Raw genomic sequence first — 19,546 nt, forward strand, 5'->3', positions numbered from 1 at the left:
CCGGTCTTCCGAGTCCGCTCGGCTCTGCGTGCTCCTTGCGCGGACTGAACCTGCAGCGGGGTTCCGTCTGCTGACGTCCCTGGTCATCAAGGGTGTTCCCCGCGCACGCGGGGGTGATCCGCGGGTGCAGATCAGCGCAGCAGCGTCACTGTGGTGCTCCTCGCGCACGAGGGAACGACCTCGGAGGGAACGACCTCGGGTGATCACCTCGCCGGCTCCGATCCATCCCGCGCAGCAGTCGGTCTCCGGGGAACACATCGGGTGACAGCGCGGCCAGAGGGCCGCGGACGTCCCCGGACTCGAACGAACTACCTTCGCAGGTCAGGGCGTATGAATCCCGAGGTCGTCCGCGGGGTGCGCTAGCTTGCGAGCGCACGATTACGACGAGCGATGAGCGCTCCTGGGACTCATTTGGGGCCTCAGGAGCGCTACTGCATCAGGGTGCCAGCCGCAAGCGGCCGTCGTTGGCCGCGGCCAAGGACATCGATTTGGCCTGGGCCTCGTTGGCAGCGCCGAGGTTGCGGCCGACCGCGTTGTTGTGCAGGTCCATGGTCCGTTCGCCGGGCGGGTTGGGGTTGTTGTCCTCGTGCAGGTCAGCGACTTCCTCGGCCTGGTCCGCGCCGATGTGCGCGGTCATCAGCGCGTTCCAGTAGCAGTGCCGGTACGCGTCAGCTTTGTCGTTGTGCCCTGCGAGGTTCGGGAACTCGGTCTGCGCACTGGCCAGAGCGGTCTCGGAATCGGCACGCGCGGTGTTGCAGTCGAACGGACCGACGGCCCACACGCAGTCCAGCGCCTCGCCCCGCCCCGGCGGGCAGTAGTGGGCGCTTGCTCGAATTCCTGCTTGATCCCGTTCGCGTAAGGTCGCGTCCCGGAGCTTCTCGGCCCCCAGGTCTCCGTTGTCCGCCATGCCTACGCTCCTTTTCGGTTGCGGCGAAGCACCAGCAGGCTGCCGCCCCACAAGATGAAGAGCAGTGCGATGCCCACGCGCGCCAGTGACGGCGCATCGGTGTGCGTCCCCCAGGCAGCTGCCACGTGCACGTACGTCCCGGTGGGAGCCACGACCACTCGGCAGTCCCGTAGACGGACGAGGTGGGAGTCAACGGGCACGCCGTCGAGCCGGTGAGGTACCACTCGATCCCCAGCAGGACGATCCAACCGAACAGAGCCAGCGTCCACAGCGCACCGAGAGCGGGGGTTCCGCGGCTCCGGGTGCTTCCCCCTTGGTTCGTACCGGCATCTGCTCGCATTTCAACGCCCCCGACGCCCGCTGCCGACCTGGTGCTGAATTGTGATCAACTCGCCGCCATGCTGGCAGCTCTCCCGCATGCGCCGCAGGAATTCGCTTCAACTCGTCGCCACGATCGGAAAATCCCGGGTCGATTCGGAAATTCCCGGGTCGATCTCGCCCCTCAGGCCGAGATCGACCGCGGTTCGGGCTGTGCGGTGCGTCCGCGGGGGAGTGCAGGCCTCTGCGTTCCCGGAACCGTTCTGCGGCTCGACGACGGGCCGGCCGCAGCGGCATCACCGACGCGGTCGGGCCGGGTCTTCCCCTCCCCGGCCCCGACCGCCCGCACGCGGAGCCCCTCGGCGCCGAGGTGCGTCAACGCGGCCCCGTCGGGAGGCCCCCGGACTGGCGTGGTCATGGCGCTGCGCGCAGCGCGTTCTTCGAGGTGCTCACGGCAAGTGGATGATGGCGGCGTAGCCGTTGGCGGGGGTCTCGTCGCCGGTGGTGGGCCAGTGGTTCACGGGTACGAGGCCGGGTTCGACCGGTGTGCGGTCTTCGAGGAACGCGGCGATTTCGGTGCGGTCGCGGATGATCAGCGGGGTGGTGGTGCTGCTGTAGACCCGTTGGCCGTTGTCGACTTCCTGCTCGGCCATGGTGGTGGTGGCGGTGTGGGTCAGCGCCACGTAGCTGCCCGGGGCGCAGGCGGCGCGGTAGGACCGCAGGATGCCTGAGGGGTCGTCGCTGTCGGGCACGAAGTGCAGGATGGCCACGGCGAGCACGGCCACGGGGCGGGTGAAGTCCAGCAGCTCGGCAACGCCCGGGGCGGACAGGACCTGTTCGGGCTCGCGGACGTCGGCGTGCGTGACGCTCACGCGCGGATCACCTGCCAGCAGCCTCCGGGCGTAGGTCACGGCGATGACTTCGTGGTCGACGTAGGCCACGCGGGCGTGCGGGTCGTGCTGGTGGGCGATCTCGTGGACGTTGCCGGCGGTGGGGATCCCGGAGCCGAGGTCGAGGAACTGGTCGATGCCCTGCTCGCACAGGTGCGTCACGGCGCGGTGGAGGAAGGAGCGGTTCGTTCGGGCGAACCGTCCGATTTCCGGGGTGATGGCCAAGGCCCGTTCGGCGGCGTCGCGGTCGGCGGCGAAGTTGGCTGATCCGCCGAGGTAGTAGTCGTACATCCGGGCGACGTTCGGGGTGGCGGTATCCACCGCGGGTGCGGTCGCCGCACCGTCCGGATCGCCGTGATCCGGGTGCGCGTGCGTGCTCGGGACGTCCTCGCGGTCCATCGGTACCCCCTGCGCAGCCTCTCCTGATCGCACTCGGTACTGGATACACGATCGGGTGGCCAGTGGCCAGGGTCGCGGACGTCTGCGGGCTCGTGCGGCCTCCTCGCAGGTCACGGAGTGCGCAGCCCGAGGTCGCCCGCGTGGCGCGTTGACTTGCAAGCAAGGGGCAGCTGGTTCGAGCCCAGCTGCGCCCACCCTCTTTTCCCAGGTCAGCGGGGCATCTCTCTCGGCGGGCGGCACCCCGCTGAGCTCCTGGGTCACTACCTGGGTGACTACGACTCGCGGTTTCGCACCGCGATCACCCGGCGCACGGCTACGTTCATCCGCGATGACGGGCCGGACCCCTCGCGTTGACGGCTTCGCCGTCGTTCTCAAGGCGTTCGCCGCCCACGTAGGCAACCGCGCGCCCCTGAACCATGAGCACCACGGCCAATCGCACAACCGAGCCGATCGTCCCCGAGCCTGCCCTAATCGGATGCCCGGTCCGTCGCCGGGACGCCGTGGTCGAGCAGTGCGTGCGGCTCGAGGCTTCCGTCGGCGATGCTGCGGGCGAGCGCGGAAAGGCGCTGGTTGCTTCGGCGCGCGTGGGCGCGGAGCAGGGCGTGGGCTTGCGGCAGGGACAAGTCGCCGTGTTCGGCGAGAACTCCACGGGCTTGGGCGAGGGTGACGTTGTTGTTGAGGGTGGCTTGGAGCTGTTCGGACAGGATTTCGCTGCGGTCGATGGCGCGCTGTTGCAGGATGCTGATGGTGGCCACGTCGGCCAGTGCCTGGCCGAGGCGAGTGCTGTTCTCGTCGACGTGCCCGGGGCGCTCGTTGAGCAGCGTCAGTGCTCCGATGATCTGGCCGCGCAGCCGCATCGGTACCGCCGAGGCCGCTCGGTAGCCGTGTTGTTCGGCGGTGGGGGCGAACCGGGGCCAGCGGTCGGTCTCGGTGGCCAGTTCCGAACTGGTCACGATGGTGCCGGTGTGGAGGCAGTCCCTGCAGGGGCCGTCGTCGGTTTGAACGGCGACGAGTTCGAGCACGCGCGCCTGCGGCGACGAGGCGGCGGTGGTGGCGAGCCCGCCCCGCTGGTCGGACAGCACGACCCCGGCTGCCGAGATGTTGAGCAGTTCGGTGGCCTGTTCGGCCAGCGCGTTCAGGAAGTCGAGTACGTCGAACTCGTCGACGAGTGTGTCGGCCAGGGTGACAAAGGCCTCGGCCACGTGTTGTTCGCGCTCGTCGCTCATCACTGTGTCTCTTCCTCACCGGTGCCACGCGGTGGCTTCATTCGGTTGCTTCGGGGCTGAAGCGCAGGGTCCTGGTGGTGACCTGGCTGGCCACCTCGGTGACCAGCAGAGCGTGGGTGTAGGCATGTGCGCGCAGGCGCAGCAGGGCTACGTCCATGGTGACGCCGAGCTGAGCAGCAACCATGCCCGTGGCTTCGTGAACGGGTGTGTGGGTGTCGGTCAGCCACGTCGCGTCATCGGCGGTGCGTCCTCCGATCTCCTCCAGCAGGGCCTGGGTGGCGGCCTGGGCGAGCAGGAGGGCGTCGCTGTATTCCTGCTCGTTCAGCGGGCCGGTGGCGTCGCGGTAGGCATCGAGCGACCCCAGCTGCACCACCCCCACCAGCAAGGGGAAGGAGAACACCGCGGCCACCCCGAGTTCGTGGGCGCTCGGGGCGAAACCGGGCCACCTGTCCCCGTCGGAGACCAGGTCCTCGATCAGGACCGGCGCCACGGACTCGAACGCGTCGAGGCACGGGCCTTCGCCGACGGTCACCTGCAGTTGATCGAGTTGGTGACTGATCGCGTCTGTGGCGTACACCAGCCCACGTCGCGGTAGGGACCCGTTCCCGTTGCTGGACAGCACGGTGATTCCCGCGCCGGACACGGTCAGCGCGGACACCGTGCGCGCGGCGATGAGCTCCAGCATCGACCTGGTGCGGTCCTCATCGGTCAAGGCGAGCAGCATTTGCAGCCGCGTGCGCCCGTGGGTGCTCATAGGTTCATGTTCCCCCTTCTGCCGTGGACTGTCTGCCCCGGGTTTCTGAAGGCGATCACGCCTCGCGCGGGGGGACGTACAGAGGTGAGCGGGTCAGCAGGGCGCTGAAGTCAGCTTCGGGCATCGCCTGGGTGAACAGCCAGCCCTGGTAGGCGTCCGCGCCGAGCTCGACGAGCGCATGGAATTGCCCGGCCGTTTCCACGCCCTCGACGATGCAGCGTCGTTCCAGGGCATGCGTCATGTCGATGATCGACTGGACCAGGGCCCGGTCCGCGGGGTCGTCTTCGACGCCGGCGGTGAACTGGCGGTCGATCTTGATCAGAGCGGTGGGCAAGTGCTTGAACCGCGCCAGGGACGAGTAGCCGGTGCCGAAGTCGTCGATGGCGAAGCGGGCCCCGCGCCGCGTGACGCCCAGCATGCCTTGGCGGGTCTGGACGCGCGGCTTGCCCAGCTCGGTCTCCACCAGTTCCAGGATCAGGCGCTGCCAGTCGAGACCGGAATCGACCACGGCCGCTTCGACGAGATCGTCGAACCCCGGGTCAGCGGGCACGAGCCCGGAGAGGTTCACGGCGATACCGACGTGCCTGCCGTGCGGCTGGTGCCAGCGAGCCGCGTGGTGCAGCGCGGTGCGCAGGACCCAGTGGTCGAGCTCGCGCAACAGCCCGCCCCGTTCGGCCACCGGTAGGAACGCTCCCGGGGTGAGCAGTCCGCGGGCCGGGTGTGACCAGCGCACCAGCGCTTCCGCAGCGAGGATGGTTCCGTCGGCGCCGACGATCGGCTGGTAGTGCACCTCCAGTTCGCCGCGGTGCACGGCCTCCCGCAGTTCTCCTTCGATGCGTACCTGCTGGTCCGCGGAGGTCATCAGCGCCGGGCCGGCTTGGTGCACTTGGCCGAGACCCTGCTCTCTGGCCTCGCCCATCGCCGCGGTGGCGAAGCGCAGGAGATCCTCGACGCCCGCTTGGCCGTCGTGAACTGCGGCGCCGATGGAGGTCGAAACCTGCAGCAGCTGGCCTCGTATCGGCGCCGGGGTTTGCATCAGCCCGGATACCTGAACTGTCAGCGCATCCAGCTCGCCTGAGGTCGCGAGACCGGAGCAGATGATCGCGAACTCGTCCTCGCCGGTGACGCGCGCGGGGATGCACTCCTGCCCCAGCCCGTCGGTCAAGCGGCGAGCCAGGACGACGAGCAGTTCGTCCCCGGCGTCGTGCCCCAGCGAGGTGACGATCCGCTTGAAGTTGTCGATCCGGCAGGTCAACACCGCCACGTTCCCGGCGCCGGTCTGACCGAGCAGACCGGTGAGCAGTTCATGGGCAGCTGCGCGGTTGGGCAACCCGGTTATGGCATCGCGGCCGGCGCCGGGAAACGTCGCGGGAGCCGTTTCCCGCTGGTCGGTGATGTCCTGGACCGTTCCGCTCAGGTGCACGCGGCCCTCGTCGTCCCGGGTCGCCGTGCCGCGTACGCGGAACATCCGCACCGTGGCATCCGGCCGCACGTAGCGATGCTCGACTTCGACGGGGTGCTGGTGGTTCACCAGGACCGACCAGGCCTCGCGCACCCGCGCCTGATCGTCGGGGTGCACGGCGGCCAGGTATTCCCCGAAGGGCACTCCGACGTCACGCTGCCGGCCGGTGAGCTCGCGCAGAACACCTGACGGACGGATGACCTCGTGCACCGCGTCCCATTCCCACATCCCGATCCGGGCCGCGCGTTGCAGGTCCCGCAGGGCAGGGCCTGCCAGGCCCGCGGTGGGCTCGACCCGTCCGACCCCCCGATGCACCGGAACTCGGCTCGACACTTCTGCCAGGTCCGAGATGTCGACCAAGGCTGTCACCCGCAACCGGTCGTCGTCGCCGTGCAGCCAGGTCACCGTGCGCACCAGGCTCAGGCCCGGACCGCGCCCGCGCAGCCGCAACACCGCACCGTCAGGCACCAACAGCTCGGTCACCCTGCGGCCCACCAAACCGTCGGGTGAGGCCTCCCCGGCGAGCTCAGCTGCCTGCTCGCTGGCACGCACCACCGTCCCGTCCGGGGCGCTGACCAGCACAGCCGCCTCCGGCAGCCACAACTTGCGGGCTATGGCGGTCCAGGCCAGCTGATCACCGGGCAGAGGAGTGCGCACCGTCTCACCTCGAGCTCAACGACGGAACACCCGAAAGCAGCAGCGTAGTCATGTCCACACCGTCCGTGAAGGAGGAAGTGCTTCGCAACGTTACGCCGCATCCTTCGAGACGTGCTCATCGCCTGCTCTGCGGGCCGTCGGCGTGGCCGGCCCCCGAGTGAGCGCCTCCGCCGCACTCGCGTTCCACGTCGACGACGCCGGCGCACGCGAGGCGTCATGCCGGTGGAGCGCATGCGCGCGAGGGGTTCCGCAGTGGCTCACCGACCGCGTGCAGGTGCCGCAAGACCAGTGCGTAGGAGTGGAACAGGCCGCACTGGCTGTACAGCACTCCTCGGCTGGCGCAGTGTTCGCGCACGATGCGCTGCGCGTGACGCAGGTTCGGTCGCGGCATGCTGGGGAAGAGGTGGTGCTCGATCTGGTAGTTCAGACCGCCGAGCAGGAAGTCCACGAAGCGGCTCCCGCGGATGTTCCGGGAGGTGAGCACCTGCTTGCGCAGGAAGTCCATCTGCTCGGTCCGGGAGAGGACCGGCATTCCCTTGTGGTTGGGCGCGAATGCACACCCCATGTACACGCCCCACACCGCTTGGTGCAGCGCGATGAACGCCACCGCTTTGATCGGTGACAGCACGAGGAGCACCGACGCCAAGTACCCCGCGACATGACCAGTGAGCAGAGCGGTTTCCACGCGGTGCGCCTTCACCTGCTGGCCCAGCACGGCCCGGGCGCTGCGCACGTGGAGGGCGATCCCCTCCAAGGTCAGCAGCGGAAGGAACAGGAACGCCTGGTACTTCGCCATCCACCGGTGCACTCCGCGCTTGGTCCGGGATTGCTCGGAGGTGAAGGCCAGGGCCTGGATGTCGATATCCGGGTCCGCATCCTCGTGGTTCGGATTGGCATGGTGGCGCCGGTGCTTGCCGACCCACCAGCCGTAGCTGATCCCCGTGAGGCACCCGTGGACATGACCCACCACATCGTTCGCCCGACGAGTGCGAAAGATCTGGCGGTGCCCGGCGTCGTGTCCGATGAAGGCCAGCTGAGTGAACACGCCGCCCAGGACGACCGCCGTGATGAGCTGCCACCAGGAATCCCCGAGCGACGCGAACCCCCACGCGACGATCGCCAACGTCGCACCGTTGAGACCCATCTTCCACGCGTAATAGCGGCGGCGGCGCCCCAGCAAGCCGCGTTGTTTGACCGTTCGAACGAGGTCTGCGAAGTCGCTGCCCCGTCCTGCGCCCTCACCGGCCGGACCTTCCTCCGGCTTCTCCGGCATCTCCCCGGAGTCCGCCCGGGAGCGTCGAGAGCCCCGTCGGCCATCCGCGTGCTCTGCACCGGAAGTCATGATCGGCCTCCTGCTAGGTTCGCCCCTGTTCAACCACGCCCCACCGAGCTTCGCGCGCAGCACCCTATTCCCGCCTCGGGACCTCCGCACGCGGCTCTTCGATCGAGTGAAGAGGGCCGGGGGACTGCCGGGGAAACGGCTCTGCGCGGAGTTCCGTGATCAACAGGGGCTCGGCAGCGGAGCGTCGCCGCGCTCGAGGGCGGGCACGGACACAGGCCGCGCACGGGGAAGCCCCGCCGGCCGGCGGGGCTTCCCCGTGCGCGGCGCCGGTCAGATGGCGACGAAGATGAGCCAGCACGCGGCGGGCGCCAGCGCGATGACGGGAACGGCCCAGGACAGGAGCTTCCGGAAGAACAGCTTCGCTTCCATGCCGCGCTGGTTGGCCACCAGCAGCGCTCCGTTCGTCGACATGGGACTGACGTCGACCACGCTGGAGGCGATGGCCACGGCGGTGATCGTGCCGGTGATCGGCAGCAGACCGTCCTCCAGCAGCGGGATGGTCAGCGGGATCGAGGCCCCGAGGATCCCGGCGGTGGAGGCGAACGCGGAGACGAGGCCGCCGATGTAGGCGGCGGCCAGCGCGGTGAGCAGCGGGTTGCCGGACACGGTGATGGACTTCTGGAGGAACTCGATCGTCCCGATTTCCTCGAGCGCGGTGACGTAGGTCAGCACGCCGCACACCAGCACGATCGCCGACCACGGCAGGCTGGTGAGGGTCTGGGAGTAGCGGTTCGGCCCGAACGCGGTCAGCAGCAGCCCGATCGTCAACGCGGTGAATCCCACGTCGAGCTGGAACGCGGTCGCGCCGACGATCAACGAGGCGATGCCGAGCAGGGTGATGACCTGCTCGGTGTTCAGCCGCCCCGCGGGCGCCTCGGGGGTCCCCTCCTCGTCGGCCGGCTCGTCGGCCGAGTCGGCCGATCCGCCGGTCGTGGTCGATCCCCCGGGTGCGGCGCCGACCAGAACGCGTTGCTGCGCTGCCGAGTTCGCCGTGCGCACGCGATCGCGGATGAGCTTGAGCCCGCCGAAGACGACGAAGACCACCACGGCCAGGGCGAGGTTGAACAGGAAGGAGTGGAGGAACAGCGAGCCCTGCTGGGACGGCAGGGAACTCGACTTGAGCAGGTCGTTGGTGATGGCCCCGAACGGGCTGAGCGGCGAGAAGGAACCGGCGGTGGCGCCCTGGACCACCATCAGGCCCATCAGCAGCGGGTTCAACCGGTGCTGTTCGGCGATGCGCATCGCCAGAGGTGACACGATCGCCACCGCCGCCGCGCTCAGCGCGCCGGCGGCGGCGACGGCCGTGGTGACCGCGAACATCAGCCACGGGATCGCGACGGTGCGGTTGCCCACCACCCGCATCCCGCTCTCCACGATGCGCTGCAGCGACCCGTTCTGCTGGGCGATGCTGAACAGGTAGGTCACGCCCACGAGCATGACGAACAGGTCGCCCGGGAACCCGTCCAGGACCGCGTCCGGGTCGAGTCCGGCGGCGCCGACTCCGATGACGAACGCGCCGACCAGCGCGAGGACGCCCAGGTTGACCGACCACAGGGAGGCGGCCGCGAACATCAGCGCCAGCAGGAGCAGTGCGATCACGTGCAAGGTCATGGCAGGCCTCGAGACGCCGGTGGCTGGTGCGGGTGCTGTCCGGGCGAGAACGCGCGGACCGATTCGGGGGCGGCAGCGTACACAGGGCCAACATCCGCAACAAAATCGCTAGAAAACGCGCACTCATGCTGTTCGGAACAATTCTGCGGGCGGGGTTTCCGTTTTCTCCCCGGTGGTGCGTTTTCCGGAGGAGCGCTTTCCGCAACGAGTGCTCCCGCCCTCGCGGTGTCCGGCCACAGCGGACACCGCTCGTGGCGGGGCGTGCGCCGAGGGTGGGGGGCGCAGCGCCCGGCGCGCCGCCGCGGCGGGCTCCCGGAAGCACGAGTGGCGGGAGCGGCCCGCGCGGCGCCGCGCCGGGGAGGGTCAGCGGCGGGCGATGACGGTGAACGGTCCGGCCTGGCGGTGGCTGAACTCCGGCGAGTGGAACACCGCGGGGTCGAAGTGCACCTGGTACTCGTAGTGCCCGGGCATGCGGGGGAAGGCGTCCTCCCTGATGGTCATGGTGAAGTCGTCGGAGGTGCGCGGGGTGGCCCGCTCCTTGGTGGCCGGGTCGATGTTCGCGCCACCTTGCGCGGAGGGGTTGCGCAGGACGAACACGTTCGGCGCGGCGAAGTCGCTGCGGTCGAGCATGGTCAGCAGCTGCCGGCTGTCCTGCGCGTGCGACCACCTGGTGATCACGTCGTTGCGCTGGTCGTAGTGGGCGACCGGGCTGGCGTAGTGCGGGGTCTTGTGCTGGAAGCCCCAGTACGGCCGGAACACCAGCGGCTCGAAGTGGGTGGTGAGCACGACGTTGTCCTCGGGTTGCCGCCCGGAGAGCTCGTCGATCGCGGCGATGAGCTCGTCGTTGTGCGCGCCGTCGGTGGTGGGATCGCTCGCGCCCTGCGCGTTGACGCCGGACGGGTAGTGGTCCTCGTAGGCGAGCTGCAGGCCCCCGGCCAGGTTCCCCTTGAGCGCCTCGTGCTCCAGGCTGATCGCACCCAGCAGGCCGAGGACGGCGGCGAAGGCGGTGAGGGGCAGGGCCGAGTTCCGGACCGCGTTCGTGCGCCGCAGGTGGGCGAGCAGCTCCGCGGCACCGAAGATCCCGGCCGTGGCCAGCACCAGCTCGAACACCGGGTGCATCCGGAAGGCCAGCAGCGAGGTGTCGGCGAACAGGGCCAGCGTGGACAGGCCGAACCACCCGTACACCGCGATGGCCACGCACAGCAGCGCGGCCGCGGTGTCGTGGCGGCGGCACCGCAGGACCAGCCAGGCCAGCCCGGCCAGGCAGATCGCCCCGAAGGCACCGGCCTCCGTCATCGGCACCGGCAGGTACGCGCTCCCCGAGGCCAGGTAGCGCGGTGCGGCGCTCGAGGGGGCGTTCAGCAGGAAGTCCGTGGCCAGCAGGTACGGGACCCACACCAGCAGCGCGATCGCGAGGCTCACAGCTCCGATCGGCACGAGCCGCAGGAACTGGTCGCGCGCCACGGGCACCGCCCGCTCGCCGCCGCGCACCCGCAGCACCGCGAGCACGACGGCCATGGTCACCGTGAGCAGCACGGCGAATCCGAAGTAGAGGGTGTAGGTGGCCGCGGCGAAGCCGAGGTAGGCCCCGATGCCGACCAGCGTCCAGTACGACGGGCGGGAGGCGTGCCCCAGCGCGCGCCAGGTCAGCACCGCGATCGGGGGCAGCCAGGCCGCCGACGGCCAGGCGTAGGGCTCCCCGACGCCGATCGGGGTCCACACGAACCCGCCGGTCGCCATCCCGATCAGCGTGGTCGCCGACGCCGCGAGCAGGGCGAGGCGGCGGTTCACCAGCAGGCTCCACAGCGTGAACGCCACGACCGCCGCCACCGCGATCCACACGATGGAGTAGGGCTTGTACGCGGCCCAGCCCGGCCAGCCCAGGAGGTTGGCGAAACGACCGCCCAACCAGAACCAGCCGGCCGGGTAGTACGGCGCGGCGTCGGCGTAGTTCATGTCGGCCAGGCCCAGCGTCTCGGCCATCCGGGTCATGTACTGCATCCGGAAGGCGTTGTCGCCTCCCGAACCGCCGAAGAAGTAGCGCGTGCTCTGCAGCGGTGTCGCCAGCGCCACCGTGGTGAAAGCGGACAGAGCGGTCCAGGTGCCGCCCAGCAGCAACCACCGCGGTCGACGCCGGTAGCCGTACACCGCCAGCAGCGCCAGCACTCCCAGGGCAGCGGCGACTCCCGTCACCGTCAATCCCTCCGGTGCGTAACCGGGCTCGCTGAAGCCCAGGTGCGCGATGGCGAACTGCAGCAGCATGCTCACCACGACCGCGAGCACGGAGCCCGCCCCGAGCTCGAGCACGGTGTTGAGCACCCGCGGGCGCGTCGACGAGGAGCGGTGCGGCTGCTCCCGCGAACTCGGATCGACCGTCGCCGGGCGCGGCACGGTTTCGGTCACGGGCGACCTCGCTGATCACGTCGGGGGTGGCGACCTCGGCTGGTGCGTCTCGGGCAGATGCTCCTAGACGCCGTGCACGGGGGTGATCGGGGGGCTGCGGTGCGATCGTGCGCTCCTCGGATGCCGCGGTCGCCGCGGTCCGCGTCCCCTCCGGGTACGCCCGGTGTTCGCCGGGAGTTCATCCACCGCTCGAGCGCCGTTCGGCGAACCGCCGGGCCAGGTGCCGCCCGCGGGGCTGCGACACTGGGCGGGACGCGAATTCCGCGGTGTCCGGCTGCCGCCGGCGGGAACGGTTCCGGGCGCCGCGCAGAACCGGCCGGCGGCGGGGTTGCGCAGCCGGCCTTGGAGGACGCATGGCGGAGGGCACGATCGGGGGACATCGCGGTGGGGCCGAGGTCGACATCAACCGCGCGGACCCCGAGCACCGGCGGTGGGTCGTCGACGCGGTGGCCAGGATCAAGGCTGAGGAGAACCGCTCCTCCGACACGCACCTGCTGTCCGTGCCGCTGCCGGCCGAGTGGGGCGTGGACCTCTACCTCAAGGACGAGTCGACGCACCCGACCGGTTCGCTGAAGCACCGCCTGGCCCGCTCGCTGTACCTGTACGGGCTGTGCAACGGGTGGATCCGCCGCGGTCGCCCGGTCATCGAGGCCTCCAGCGGGTCGACCGCGGTCTCCGAGGCGTACTTCGCGCAGCTCATCGGCGTGCCGTTCATCGCCGTCATGGCCAAGGGCACCAGCCGCAACAAGATCGAGCTGATCGAGCTCTACGGCGGGAAGTGCCACTTCACCGACCGCGCGAGCGAGGTCTACGACGCGGCGGTGCGGCTGGCCGCCGAAACCGGCGGCCACTACATGGACCAGTTCACCTACGCCGAGCGCGCCACGGACTGGCGCGGCAACAACAACATCGCCGAGTCGCTGTTCGCGCAGATGTCGGCCGAGCGCCACCCGGAACCGGACTGGATCGTGGCCACCGCGGGCACCGGCGGAACCTCGGCCACCCTGGCCCGCTACGTCACCTACACCGGGCGGCACACCGGCCTCTGCGTGGCCGATCCGGAGAACTCGGCGTTCCTGCCGGCGTGGGAGTCGGCCGATCCGCTGGTGACCACCGAGGTGGGTTCGCGCATCGAGGGCATCGGCCGCCAGCGGGTGGAGCCGAGCTTCCTCGGCACCGCGATCGACCGCATGATGCGCGTGCCGGACGCCGCCGCGATCGCGGCGATCCGCCGGTTGCAGGAGATGCTCGGCCGCCGCGCCGGCGCCTCCACCGGCACCGGGCTGTGGGCGGCGTTCCGCATCGTGGCTGAGATGCTCGCCGCGGGGCGCACCGGCAGCGTGGTCACGTTCCTCTGCGATCCGGGCGACCGCTACTTCGACAAGTACTACTCGGACGAATGGCTCGCCGCGGAGGGCATCGACATCGAACCGCCGCTGCGGCGCCTGCACTCGTTCCTGAGCACCGGGGTCCTCGACTGAACCGCCCGCCGCGGGCGTGGCGCGCGGGTGGCGTGGCGTGCTGCGGCGTCCTCCCGCAACGGACAGGGCGGTGATGACCAGGGCGCCGTTGTCGTGCTCGTCCCTTCAGACACCGGGGCCGCGAGGCTGAGGGCTCGCCGAGCACCACTCAGTACCAGTGGCCCTCTTGCCACTGCACGCACGTCGGCCGCTGTCCGGTACGTGCGTACTCCTCGACCGCATCGCGCACCCGGGCCGGGGGCAGCGACGCCGAGGCGGGGAACCAAAGGTCTCCCTCGGGATCGAACAGCACTGCCCGGGCCTCGAAGGCCTCCGGGTTGAAGGAGTCAACCAGCACGTTCTCCGACGGGCCGACGTAGTTCAGCGCACCCCAGCCGAGGCTTGGCCACGAGGACACGCGAAGACGTCCGCATCCGGGGAACAGCGGACCCTCGGGGTCCGTGAACGGCAAGCACGGGCGATCCCGCACGTACAGCTCGCACACCGGGTCCGGCGGGTCTTCCACCACAGCGCGTGCCAGATCGGCGGCCTCGTCGGAGCCGCGGGCGTAGCGGAACACGTGGTGGAACACCGCGGTGACGACGGTGGCGGTCTCGATCGTTGCCATGGCCTGGCCCTTCCATGAATCTCCACCGGCTCGGCAGTGCTTCGTCGGACAGTCCGTTCGCATCACGGCCGCTGGTGACCTCGATTTCATTGCCATCTTGGTCGACCCCGAGCCCGGTTGTCCGGCCGCCCGTCCATTCGGGCAGCCGATCGCGGACGCGATCCACCCAGGTGCGATCCCACGCGGCGTCCGTCGGAACCCGCCCGCGGGTTGAGGGATGCGGGATGTTCGGACCGCTCGTGGCGATGGCGTCTGCCACCCCGACGAGCCTCCGGTAACCTTCGACGCTCTGCTGTGCCTGGGCAACGCGCTGCCACGCGGCGACGAGAGCGTCTGCTACCTGCTGGTGTTCCGCGAGGAGCGGCGCAACTTCAGGATCGGAGGTGCTTTGCACCACGGCAAGAGCTTGTTCCCGGCCCTCCCACTGCGACTGCGCCCCAACCACGGCGGATTGCGCGTCAGCGAGCAAGGAGGCGATCCGCGCCAGTTCGGCGTCCAACTCCTCGACTGCGGACACCGACACCCCCGGAACCGATCGGTCACGTCCTCGCCCCGGTGATCGTGCCCGCCCTCCCCGACACCGGTGGTTTCGCTGAGGCACGAGATGACCGCGGCAGCGCCGCCGCTGCCGCGGTCGCCTCCGATCACCTCCGGTGCGGGGATTTATGCTGTTCGGCGGTACGAGTGGCTACTTGGTACCGCGGCACCGGTCCCGGCGCCCTCCGGGGCCGGTGCTTCCAGCAGGGTTGCCCGCACTCGGCGCACCGCGTCCGGGGTGCGGCTCAGGCGCCGGTCACGCGTGCTCGCGTCGAGGTCGTCCGGCTCGAAAGCCTCGGCGCAGGCCCACCATTCGATCCCGCCCGCCGCCATCAGCGGGCCCGCAGACCGTCGAGGGCGCGGTGCAGCAGGGCGAGGTCCTGGAACGGCTTCGCCGGTGGGTGCGGACTTCCCGACGCGATGGCGGGGGAGAGCTCACCCCGCATCCCAGGGGTCTTGTGGCATGCGCGGTCGATCACGTGCGGTCTCCCATCTCGATCTCGCCGGTGGCCTTGATCTCGCGGGTCGTCCTGATCTCGTGGATCACGTGCAGGCGAAGCTGCCGGGCGACTTCTTCCAGCTGCTGGGCCAACTCGGAGCACTCGGATTCGCCGACCTCTCCCCGCGGGGTCCGGAACGCGACGTCGTCGAGCGCCCATTGGGCCCCGCGCAGGAGCCCGGCGAGTCGTGTCCGTCGGGACGTCACCGGACCACCCCCGGAACGGGGTGCTTGTCGAGCTTGACCCGCTTGCGGCGGCGCTCGCGCTGCCTCCGCTGACGCCACTCTTCCCAGCGTTTCCGCATGATCATCTCCTTCGTAGGATCCAGTGCCAGGAACGTGACGCTGGATCATCTGTTGTTTCCGTGAACAACCATCTGACTCCGGAGACGAATGATCAATACTTCGATCGAGTGTCGATCACATCCGAGTGGGTCGATTACGGTTGACTCATGGCCGGAGCCAACGACGGGCAGACGCCCAAAGCACGCCTTCTCGGCGCTGAGCTGCGAGAGTTGCGCGAGGACGCTGACATGACCGTGCGCGACCTGGCTGCTCAGCTGGACGTCGCGCCGGGAACCGTGTCCCGCTACGAACGCGGTGAACGTGCACCAAAGCCCGAATACGTGGCCAGGGTTCTGGGGACGCTCGGAGTCACCGGAGACAGGTACGACGAGATCATTCATTTTGCAGAGACGGCCACCGAGCCGAACATGATCGCCGACGGGTCCAAGGGACTCCATCGCCACCTCATCGAGCTCTCTGAGTTCGACCGGTCAGCTGAACGGGTGCTGCACGTGGCCCCGATCCTCGTTCCCGGCCCGATGCAGACACGCGCCTACGCCGCCGAGATGATGTCGAGCCTTCCTCCGGATCAGCGGGATGTGCGCGTCGAGCTGCGCATGGCTCGCTCCATCGCGCTCACGATTCCGTCGCAGGTGGACGTGACGATCGCCGAACGAGCCCTCCGGGAACCGCTCGGTGGTGAGAAGGTCATGGCGGAGCAAGTACGGCACTTGCACAGCCTGACCCAGGAGTCGAACATCACGATCCGGGTGCTTCCTTCGCTGAAGCACTGGACTTTGGCGCATGAAGGCGCGTTCGTGCTCTACGAGTTCCCGAAGGCGTCGCCGATCGTGCACCTCGAACACTACCGCGGCCCTGCGTTCCTCTACGACGATCGGGACGTGCAGGCGTACCGCGAAGCGGCGGATAGCCTCCCGCAGGTAGCTATGAGCCCGGATGAGTCTGCCGACCTCATGGCGGAGATCGCAGAGGAACTTGAGAGGAGCTGACGTGCCTTCCCCGAGCAACTGGAGGAAGTCCAGCCGTTCCGGCGTCAACAGCAGCTGCGTGGAGGTCGGCCGTACTGACCACGGTGCGGCCGTGCGCGACACCAAGGACCGCAGCCTCGGCTACTTCACCGCTGACCGTACCCAGTGGCAGGCGTTCATCGCGGCGGTCAAGAGCGACCGGTTCGCGTGAACCGCGCGCGTACCAGGCGGCACCCCGGGCTTCTCGGGGTGCCGCTTCGCGCGGCCGGGGATGACCCGCGCAGAAGCCGCCCTCGAGGCCGCGCCGAAGCCCGGCGTCACCGCCTCGCCGTTCGCGCGGACGCGGACCAGGCACCACCCGGCCCGCCGGTGACCCGCCGAGCAGGGCATCGAGGTCGAACCGCGGTTGCAGCGCGTGGGGCGTTCCTGGGAACCGGGGCTGAGGCCGACGTCGGTCGCGGTCACATCACCGTGCCGATGTGCCAGGGGACGAACTCCTCCTCGCCGTAGCCGAGCTCCTCGCTCTTGGTCCGCTCACCGGAGGCCACGCGCAGCACGTGGTCGAACAGCTCCTCGCCGACCTCGTCGACGGTGGCCGCGCCGTCGGTGATCCGCCCGCAGTTGACGTCCATGTCCTCGTGCATGTGCTCGTACATCGGGGTGTTCGTGGCCAGCTTCAGGCTCGGCACCGGTGCGCAGCCGAACGCCGAGCCGCGGCCGGTGGTGAAGCAGACGAGGTTGGCGCCGCCGGCGACCATGCCGGTCACCGACACCGGGTCGTAGCCCGGGGTGTCCATGAACACGAAACCCCGCTCGGTGACGGGTTCGCCGTACTCGACGACGTCGCGCATGGTGGTCGTGCCGGCCTTCGCCGCCGCACCCAGCGATTTCTCCAGGATCGTGGTCAGCCCGCCCGCCTTGTTGCCGGGGGAGGGGTTGTTGTCCATCGACCCGCCGTTCTTCGCGGTGTAGTCCTGCCACCAGGCGATGCGGTCGACGAGTTTCTGCGCCACGGCGGAGGAGGCGGCGCGGCGCAGCAGCATGTGCTCGGCGCCGTAGATCTCCGGTGTTTCCCCGACGATGCCGGTGCCGCCGTGGGCGACGATCCGGTCGACCGCCGAGCCGAGGGCCGGGTTGGCGGTGATGCCCGAGTACGCGTCGGAGCCGCCGCACTCGGCGCCGAGGACGAGTTCCGAGGCGGGCACGGTCTCGCGCCGGGCCTTGTCGGCTTCCGGCAGCATCTCGGTCATCCGGGCCACGCCTTCGCGCACCGTTTTCGCGGTACCGCCGAGCTCCTGGATCGTGCTGGTCACCACGGGCACGTCGCTGCGCATCGGCACGTCCTGGGTGAGCCGGACGATCTGGTTGTCCTCGCAGCCCAGCCCGAGCACGAGGAACCCGGCGAAGTTCGGGTGCGTGAGGTAGCCGCGCAAGACGCGGCGCAGCACCTCGATGCCCTCGCCGTCCGGGGCCATGCCGCAGCCGGTCCCGTGGGTGAGGGCCACGATGCCGTCGACGTCGTCGAAGTCGTCGAGCGCGCCGGAGAAGCGCATGCGCTGGGCGATGTTCTTGGCCGCGGTGGCGGAGCAGTTCACGCTGGTGAGCACGCCGAGGAAGTTGCGCGTGCCGACCGTGCCGTCGCTGCGGCGGTAGCCCTGGAAGGTGGCGCGCTGCGCCTCGGGCAGCAGCTGCTCCGGCTGCGCTTCGACGGCGAACTCGTAGTCGCGGCGGAACTCCCGGTATTCGAGGTTGTGCTCGTGGACGTGCTCGCCGCTGGCGATGTCGGTGCTGGCGAATCCGATGATCTGCCCGTAGCGGCGGACCGGGTCGCCGGCCCGCAGGTCCCGGACGGCGATCTTGTGGCCGCGGCCGACCTCGCCGCGCGCGGTGAGGACGTCCTGGCCGACAGCGGCGGGCGCGCCGGGGGAGAGGTCCTCGGCCGCGATGGCGACGTCGTCGACGTCCCGGAGGTGGATGAGGCTGGGCGTGCTCGCGGCGGTCGACATGGCGCTCCCGTGGGATGTGCTGGTCACTGCGGGCCGGGTGCTGCGCGATGCCACGCGGTCCGACAGCGGGCTCCCGGTGCCTGCACAGGCACCGGCACCGGTGCTCGTGCGGGCACCCGCGGGTGTCCGAAATATCGGACGATTGTTGGCATCGTGAGCACGGTAGGTCCGGGCCGAGGCCGTGTCAACGCGGTGTCGTCGCGCGGTCACCGAGCGCCGGCGGGGTGCGGTGGAAGCGGATGCGCGCGAGTCCGATGGGAGGAAGGGGGCGGCGAGGGCCCTGCTGCGCTGGGAGGAAACATTTCTCGTGGGGGTTCAAACCACCCGAAGGGGGGAGGATGCGTCAGGACGGGGCGACGTCGCGGTAGGCCGCGACGAGCTGGTCCTCGGCGAGGTCGAAGTACTCCTCCAGGGCCCGGGTCGCCTCGGCGGGGCGCCCGGCCAGCAGCAGATCGGCGATGGCGCGGTTGCGCTCCAGGAAGGGCTCGTGGAACTCCCGCGGCCGGGACATCACGTGGAAGGCCAGGCGCAGTTCCGCCAGCAGCTGCCGCATCGTCTCGTCCACGCGCTCGCTGCCGGCGAGCGCGGCGACGGCTTGGTGGAACCGCATGTTCGCCGTGCCCACGTCCCACCAGCGCTGCTCGGACGCGGCGCGCTGCCCCTCGGAGACCGCCGCGTCCACCGCGGCCGCCCCCTCGGCCGCGGGGTCGGCCGCGCGCAGGGCGCTCGTCTCCAGCATGCGCCGCATCCGGTAGAGGTCGATGACGTCGGCGGCGCTGAGCACGCGGACGAACACCCCGCGGTGGAACTCGTGCACGAGCAGCCGTTCGTGCACCAGCAGTCGGAACGCCTCGCGCAGCGTGTTGCGGGAGACGGCCAGCGCCCGCCCGGCGGTTTCCTCGGACAGGCGCGTGCCGGGGGCGAGCGCCCCTTCGATGATCCGCTGCCGCAGGACGTCGGCCACGCGCTCGGCGGTGCTCGTCCGATCGAGCAGGGCGCGATCGGCGGCGAGCACCTCGCCCCAGTCTCGGGTCTCGCTCCCGGTCATGGCCGACCCCCGTGTCGCTCCGCGATCTTCGTCCCGTGCAGTCTATCCACTGCGACCTATTGCAGGATTGTTGAACAATCCATTAGGTTGCCGCCCAACGTCGCACTGGGTGACGCCATCGAACC

The 19,546-nt window shown here is 69.9% G+C and carries 16 protein-coding genes; 3 read left to right on the forward strand and 13 right to left on the reverse strand.

The window, feature by feature from the left end:
• Positions 1-436: 436 nt before the first annotated feature.
• The 8 genes from ACVGV0_RS06105 to ACVGV0_RS06140 form a co-directional block, all read right to left on the reverse strand.
• Positions 437-907 carry a DUF6973 domain-containing protein gene (locus ACVGV0_RS06105; protein WP_459158881.1) on the reverse strand — a complete coding sequence of 157 codons (471 nt, stop codon included), beginning with the start codon at positions 905-907 and terminating at the stop codon, positions 437-439.
• A 767-nt stretch (positions 908-1,674) separates the two neighbouring features.
• The gene (locus ACVGV0_RS06110; protein ID WP_459158882.1) at positions 1,675-2,514 is read right to left on the reverse strand and encodes an SAM-dependent methyltransferase; all 840 of its coding nucleotides are present in this window, start codon (positions 2,512-2,514) and stop codon (positions 1,675-1,677) included.
• 467 nt (positions 2,515-2,981) lie between these two features.
• Positions 2,982-3,740 (reverse strand): GAF and ANTAR domain-containing protein, encoded by a 759-nt coding sequence (locus ACVGV0_RS06115; protein WP_459158883.1) that lies wholly within the window; start codon positions 3,738-3,740, stop codon positions 2,982-2,984.
• Positions 3,741-3,777: 37 nt separating this feature from the next.
• Complete coding sequence (locus ACVGV0_RS06120; protein ID WP_459158884.1) at positions 3,778-4,452, reverse strand: GAF domain-containing protein; 675 nt, start codon at positions 4,450-4,452, stop codon at positions 3,778-3,780.
• Between the two features lie 97 nt (positions 4,453-4,549).
• Positions 4,550-6,613: a putative bifunctional diguanylate cyclase/phosphodiesterase gene (locus tag ACVGV0_RS06125; RefSeq protein WP_459158885.1), complete on the reverse strand. Its 2,064-nt coding sequence runs from the start codon at positions 6,611-6,613 to the stop codon at positions 4,550-4,552.
• A gap of 214 nt (positions 6,614-6,827) precedes the next feature.
• Positions 6,828-7,886 (reverse strand): fatty acid desaturase family protein, encoded by a 1,059-nt coding sequence (locus ACVGV0_RS06130; protein WP_459159938.1) that lies wholly within the window; start codon positions 7,884-7,886, stop codon positions 6,828-6,830.
• A gap of 339 nt (positions 7,887-8,225) precedes the next feature.
• A complete protein-coding gene (locus tag ACVGV0_RS06135; RefSeq protein WP_459158886.1) occupies positions 8,226-9,554 on the reverse strand; it encodes an SLC13 family permease in 1,329 nt (442 codons plus the stop codon).
• Positions 9,555-9,929: 375 nt separating this feature from the next.
• Positions 9,930-11,969: an arabinofuranosyltransferase gene (locus ACVGV0_RS06140; protein WP_459158887.1), complete on the reverse strand. Its 2,040-nt coding sequence runs from the start codon at positions 11,967-11,969 to the stop codon at positions 9,930-9,932.
• A gap of 353 nt (positions 11,970-12,322) precedes the next feature.
• Between ACVGV0_RS06140 and ACVGV0_RS06145 the strand changes: the two genes are divergently transcribed.
• Positions 12,323-13,450 (forward strand): PLP-dependent cysteine synthase family protein, encoded by a 1,128-nt coding sequence (locus ACVGV0_RS06145; protein ID WP_459158888.1) that lies wholly within the window; start codon positions 12,323-12,325, stop codon positions 13,448-13,450.
• A 148-nt stretch (positions 13,451-13,598) separates the two neighbouring features.
• Here the strand turns inward: ACVGV0_RS06145 and ACVGV0_RS06150 are convergent, their stop codons facing one another.
• The 3 genes from ACVGV0_RS06150 to ACVGV0_RS06160 all read right to left on the reverse strand — a co-directional run bounded on the left by ACVGV0_RS06150 (position 13,599) and on the right by ACVGV0_RS06160 (position 15,300).
• Entirely contained in the window at positions 13,599-14,057 is a 459-nt protein-coding gene (locus ACVGV0_RS06150) for an Imm1 family immunity protein (RefSeq protein WP_459158889.1), read from the reverse strand.
• A gap of 869 nt (positions 14,058-14,926) precedes the next feature.
• Positions 14,927-15,073 carry a hypothetical protein gene (locus ACVGV0_RS06155; RefSeq protein ID WP_459158890.1) on the reverse strand — a complete coding sequence of 49 codons (147 nt, stop codon included), beginning with the start codon at positions 15,071-15,073 and terminating at the stop codon, positions 14,927-14,929.
• On the reverse strand, positions 15,070-15,300 hold the full coding sequence (locus ACVGV0_RS06160; protein ID WP_459158891.1) for a hypothetical protein: 231 nt from the start codon (positions 15,298-15,300) through the stop codon (positions 15,070-15,072). Before ACVGV0_RS06160 ends, ACVGV0_RS06155 begins: the two co-directional genes overlap by 4 nt.
• Positions 15,301-15,545: 245 nt before the next feature.
• On the opposite strand from ACVGV0_RS06160, the gene ACVGV0_RS06165 reads away from it, so the two are divergent.
• Both ACVGV0_RS06165 and ACVGV0_RS06170 read left to right on the forward strand, forming a co-directional pair.
• Positions 15,546-16,388 carry a helix-turn-helix domain-containing protein gene (locus ACVGV0_RS06165; RefSeq protein ID WP_459158892.1) on the forward strand — a complete coding sequence of 281 codons (843 nt, stop codon included), beginning with the start codon at positions 15,546-15,548 and terminating at the stop codon, positions 16,386-16,388.
• Position 16,389: 1 nt separating this feature from the next.
• The gene (locus ACVGV0_RS06170; protein WP_459158893.1) at positions 16,390-16,578 is read left to right on the forward strand and encodes a DUF397 domain-containing protein; all 189 of its coding nucleotides are present in this window, start codon (positions 16,390-16,392) and stop codon (positions 16,576-16,578) included.
• A 250-nt stretch (positions 16,579-16,828) separates the two neighbouring features.
• Here ACVGV0_RS06170 and ACVGV0_RS06175 read toward each other — a convergent pair whose 3' ends face one another.
• Both ACVGV0_RS06175 and ACVGV0_RS06180 read right to left on the reverse strand, forming a co-directional pair.
• Positions 16,829-18,373 carry a UxaA family hydrolase gene (locus ACVGV0_RS06175; protein WP_459158894.1) on the reverse strand — a complete coding sequence of 515 codons (1,545 nt, stop codon included), beginning with the start codon at positions 18,371-18,373 and terminating at the stop codon, positions 16,829-16,831.
• A gap of 343 nt (positions 18,374-18,716) precedes the next feature.
• Positions 18,717-19,421 carry a GntR family transcriptional regulator gene (locus tag ACVGV0_RS06180; protein WP_459158895.1) on the reverse strand — a complete coding sequence of 235 codons (705 nt, stop codon included), beginning with the start codon at positions 19,419-19,421 and terminating at the stop codon, positions 18,717-18,719.
• Between the last annotated feature and the right edge of the window lie 125 nt (positions 19,422-19,546).

This window comes from Salinifilum ghardaiensis, from assembly GCF_054491345.1.

Excerpts from the sequence above, each read along its gene's own strand:
- ACVGV0_RS06110 (WP_459158882.1), bottom strand. The coding sequence starts at position 2,514 with ATGGACCGCGAGGACGTCCCGAGCACGCACGCGCACCCGGATCACGGC.
- ACVGV0_RS06105 (WP_459158881.1), bottom strand. The coding sequence starts at position 907 with ATGGCGGACAACGGAGACCTGGGGGCCGAGAAGCTCCGGGACGCGACC.
- ACVGV0_RS06145 (WP_459158888.1), top strand. The coding sequence starts at position 12,323 with ATGGCGGAGGGCACGATCGGGGGACATCGCGGTGGGGCCGAGGTCGAC.
- ACVGV0_RS06115 (WP_459158883.1), bottom strand. The coding sequence starts at position 3,740 with ATGAGCGACGAGCGCGAACAACACGTGGCCGAGGCCTTTGTCACCCTG.
- ACVGV0_RS06180 (WP_459158895.1), bottom strand. The coding sequence starts at position 19,421 with ATGACCGGGAGCGAGACCCGAGACTGGGGCGAGGTGCTCGCCGCCGAT.
- ACVGV0_RS06165 (WP_459158892.1), top strand. The coding sequence starts at position 15,546 with ATGGCCGGAGCCAACGACGGGCAGACGCCCAAAGCACGCCTTCTCGGC.
- ACVGV0_RS06130 (WP_459159938.1), bottom strand. The coding sequence starts at position 7,886 with ATGCCGGAGAAGCCGGAGGAAGGTCCGGCCGGTGAGGGCGCAGGACGG.
- ACVGV0_RS06150 (WP_459158889.1), bottom strand. The coding sequence starts at position 14,057 with ATGGCAACGATCGAGACCGCCACCGTCGTCACCGCGGTGTTCCACCAC.
- ACVGV0_RS06175 (WP_459158894.1), bottom strand. The coding sequence starts at position 18,373 with ATGTCGACCGCCGCGAGCACGCCCAGCCTCATCCACCTCCGGGACGTC.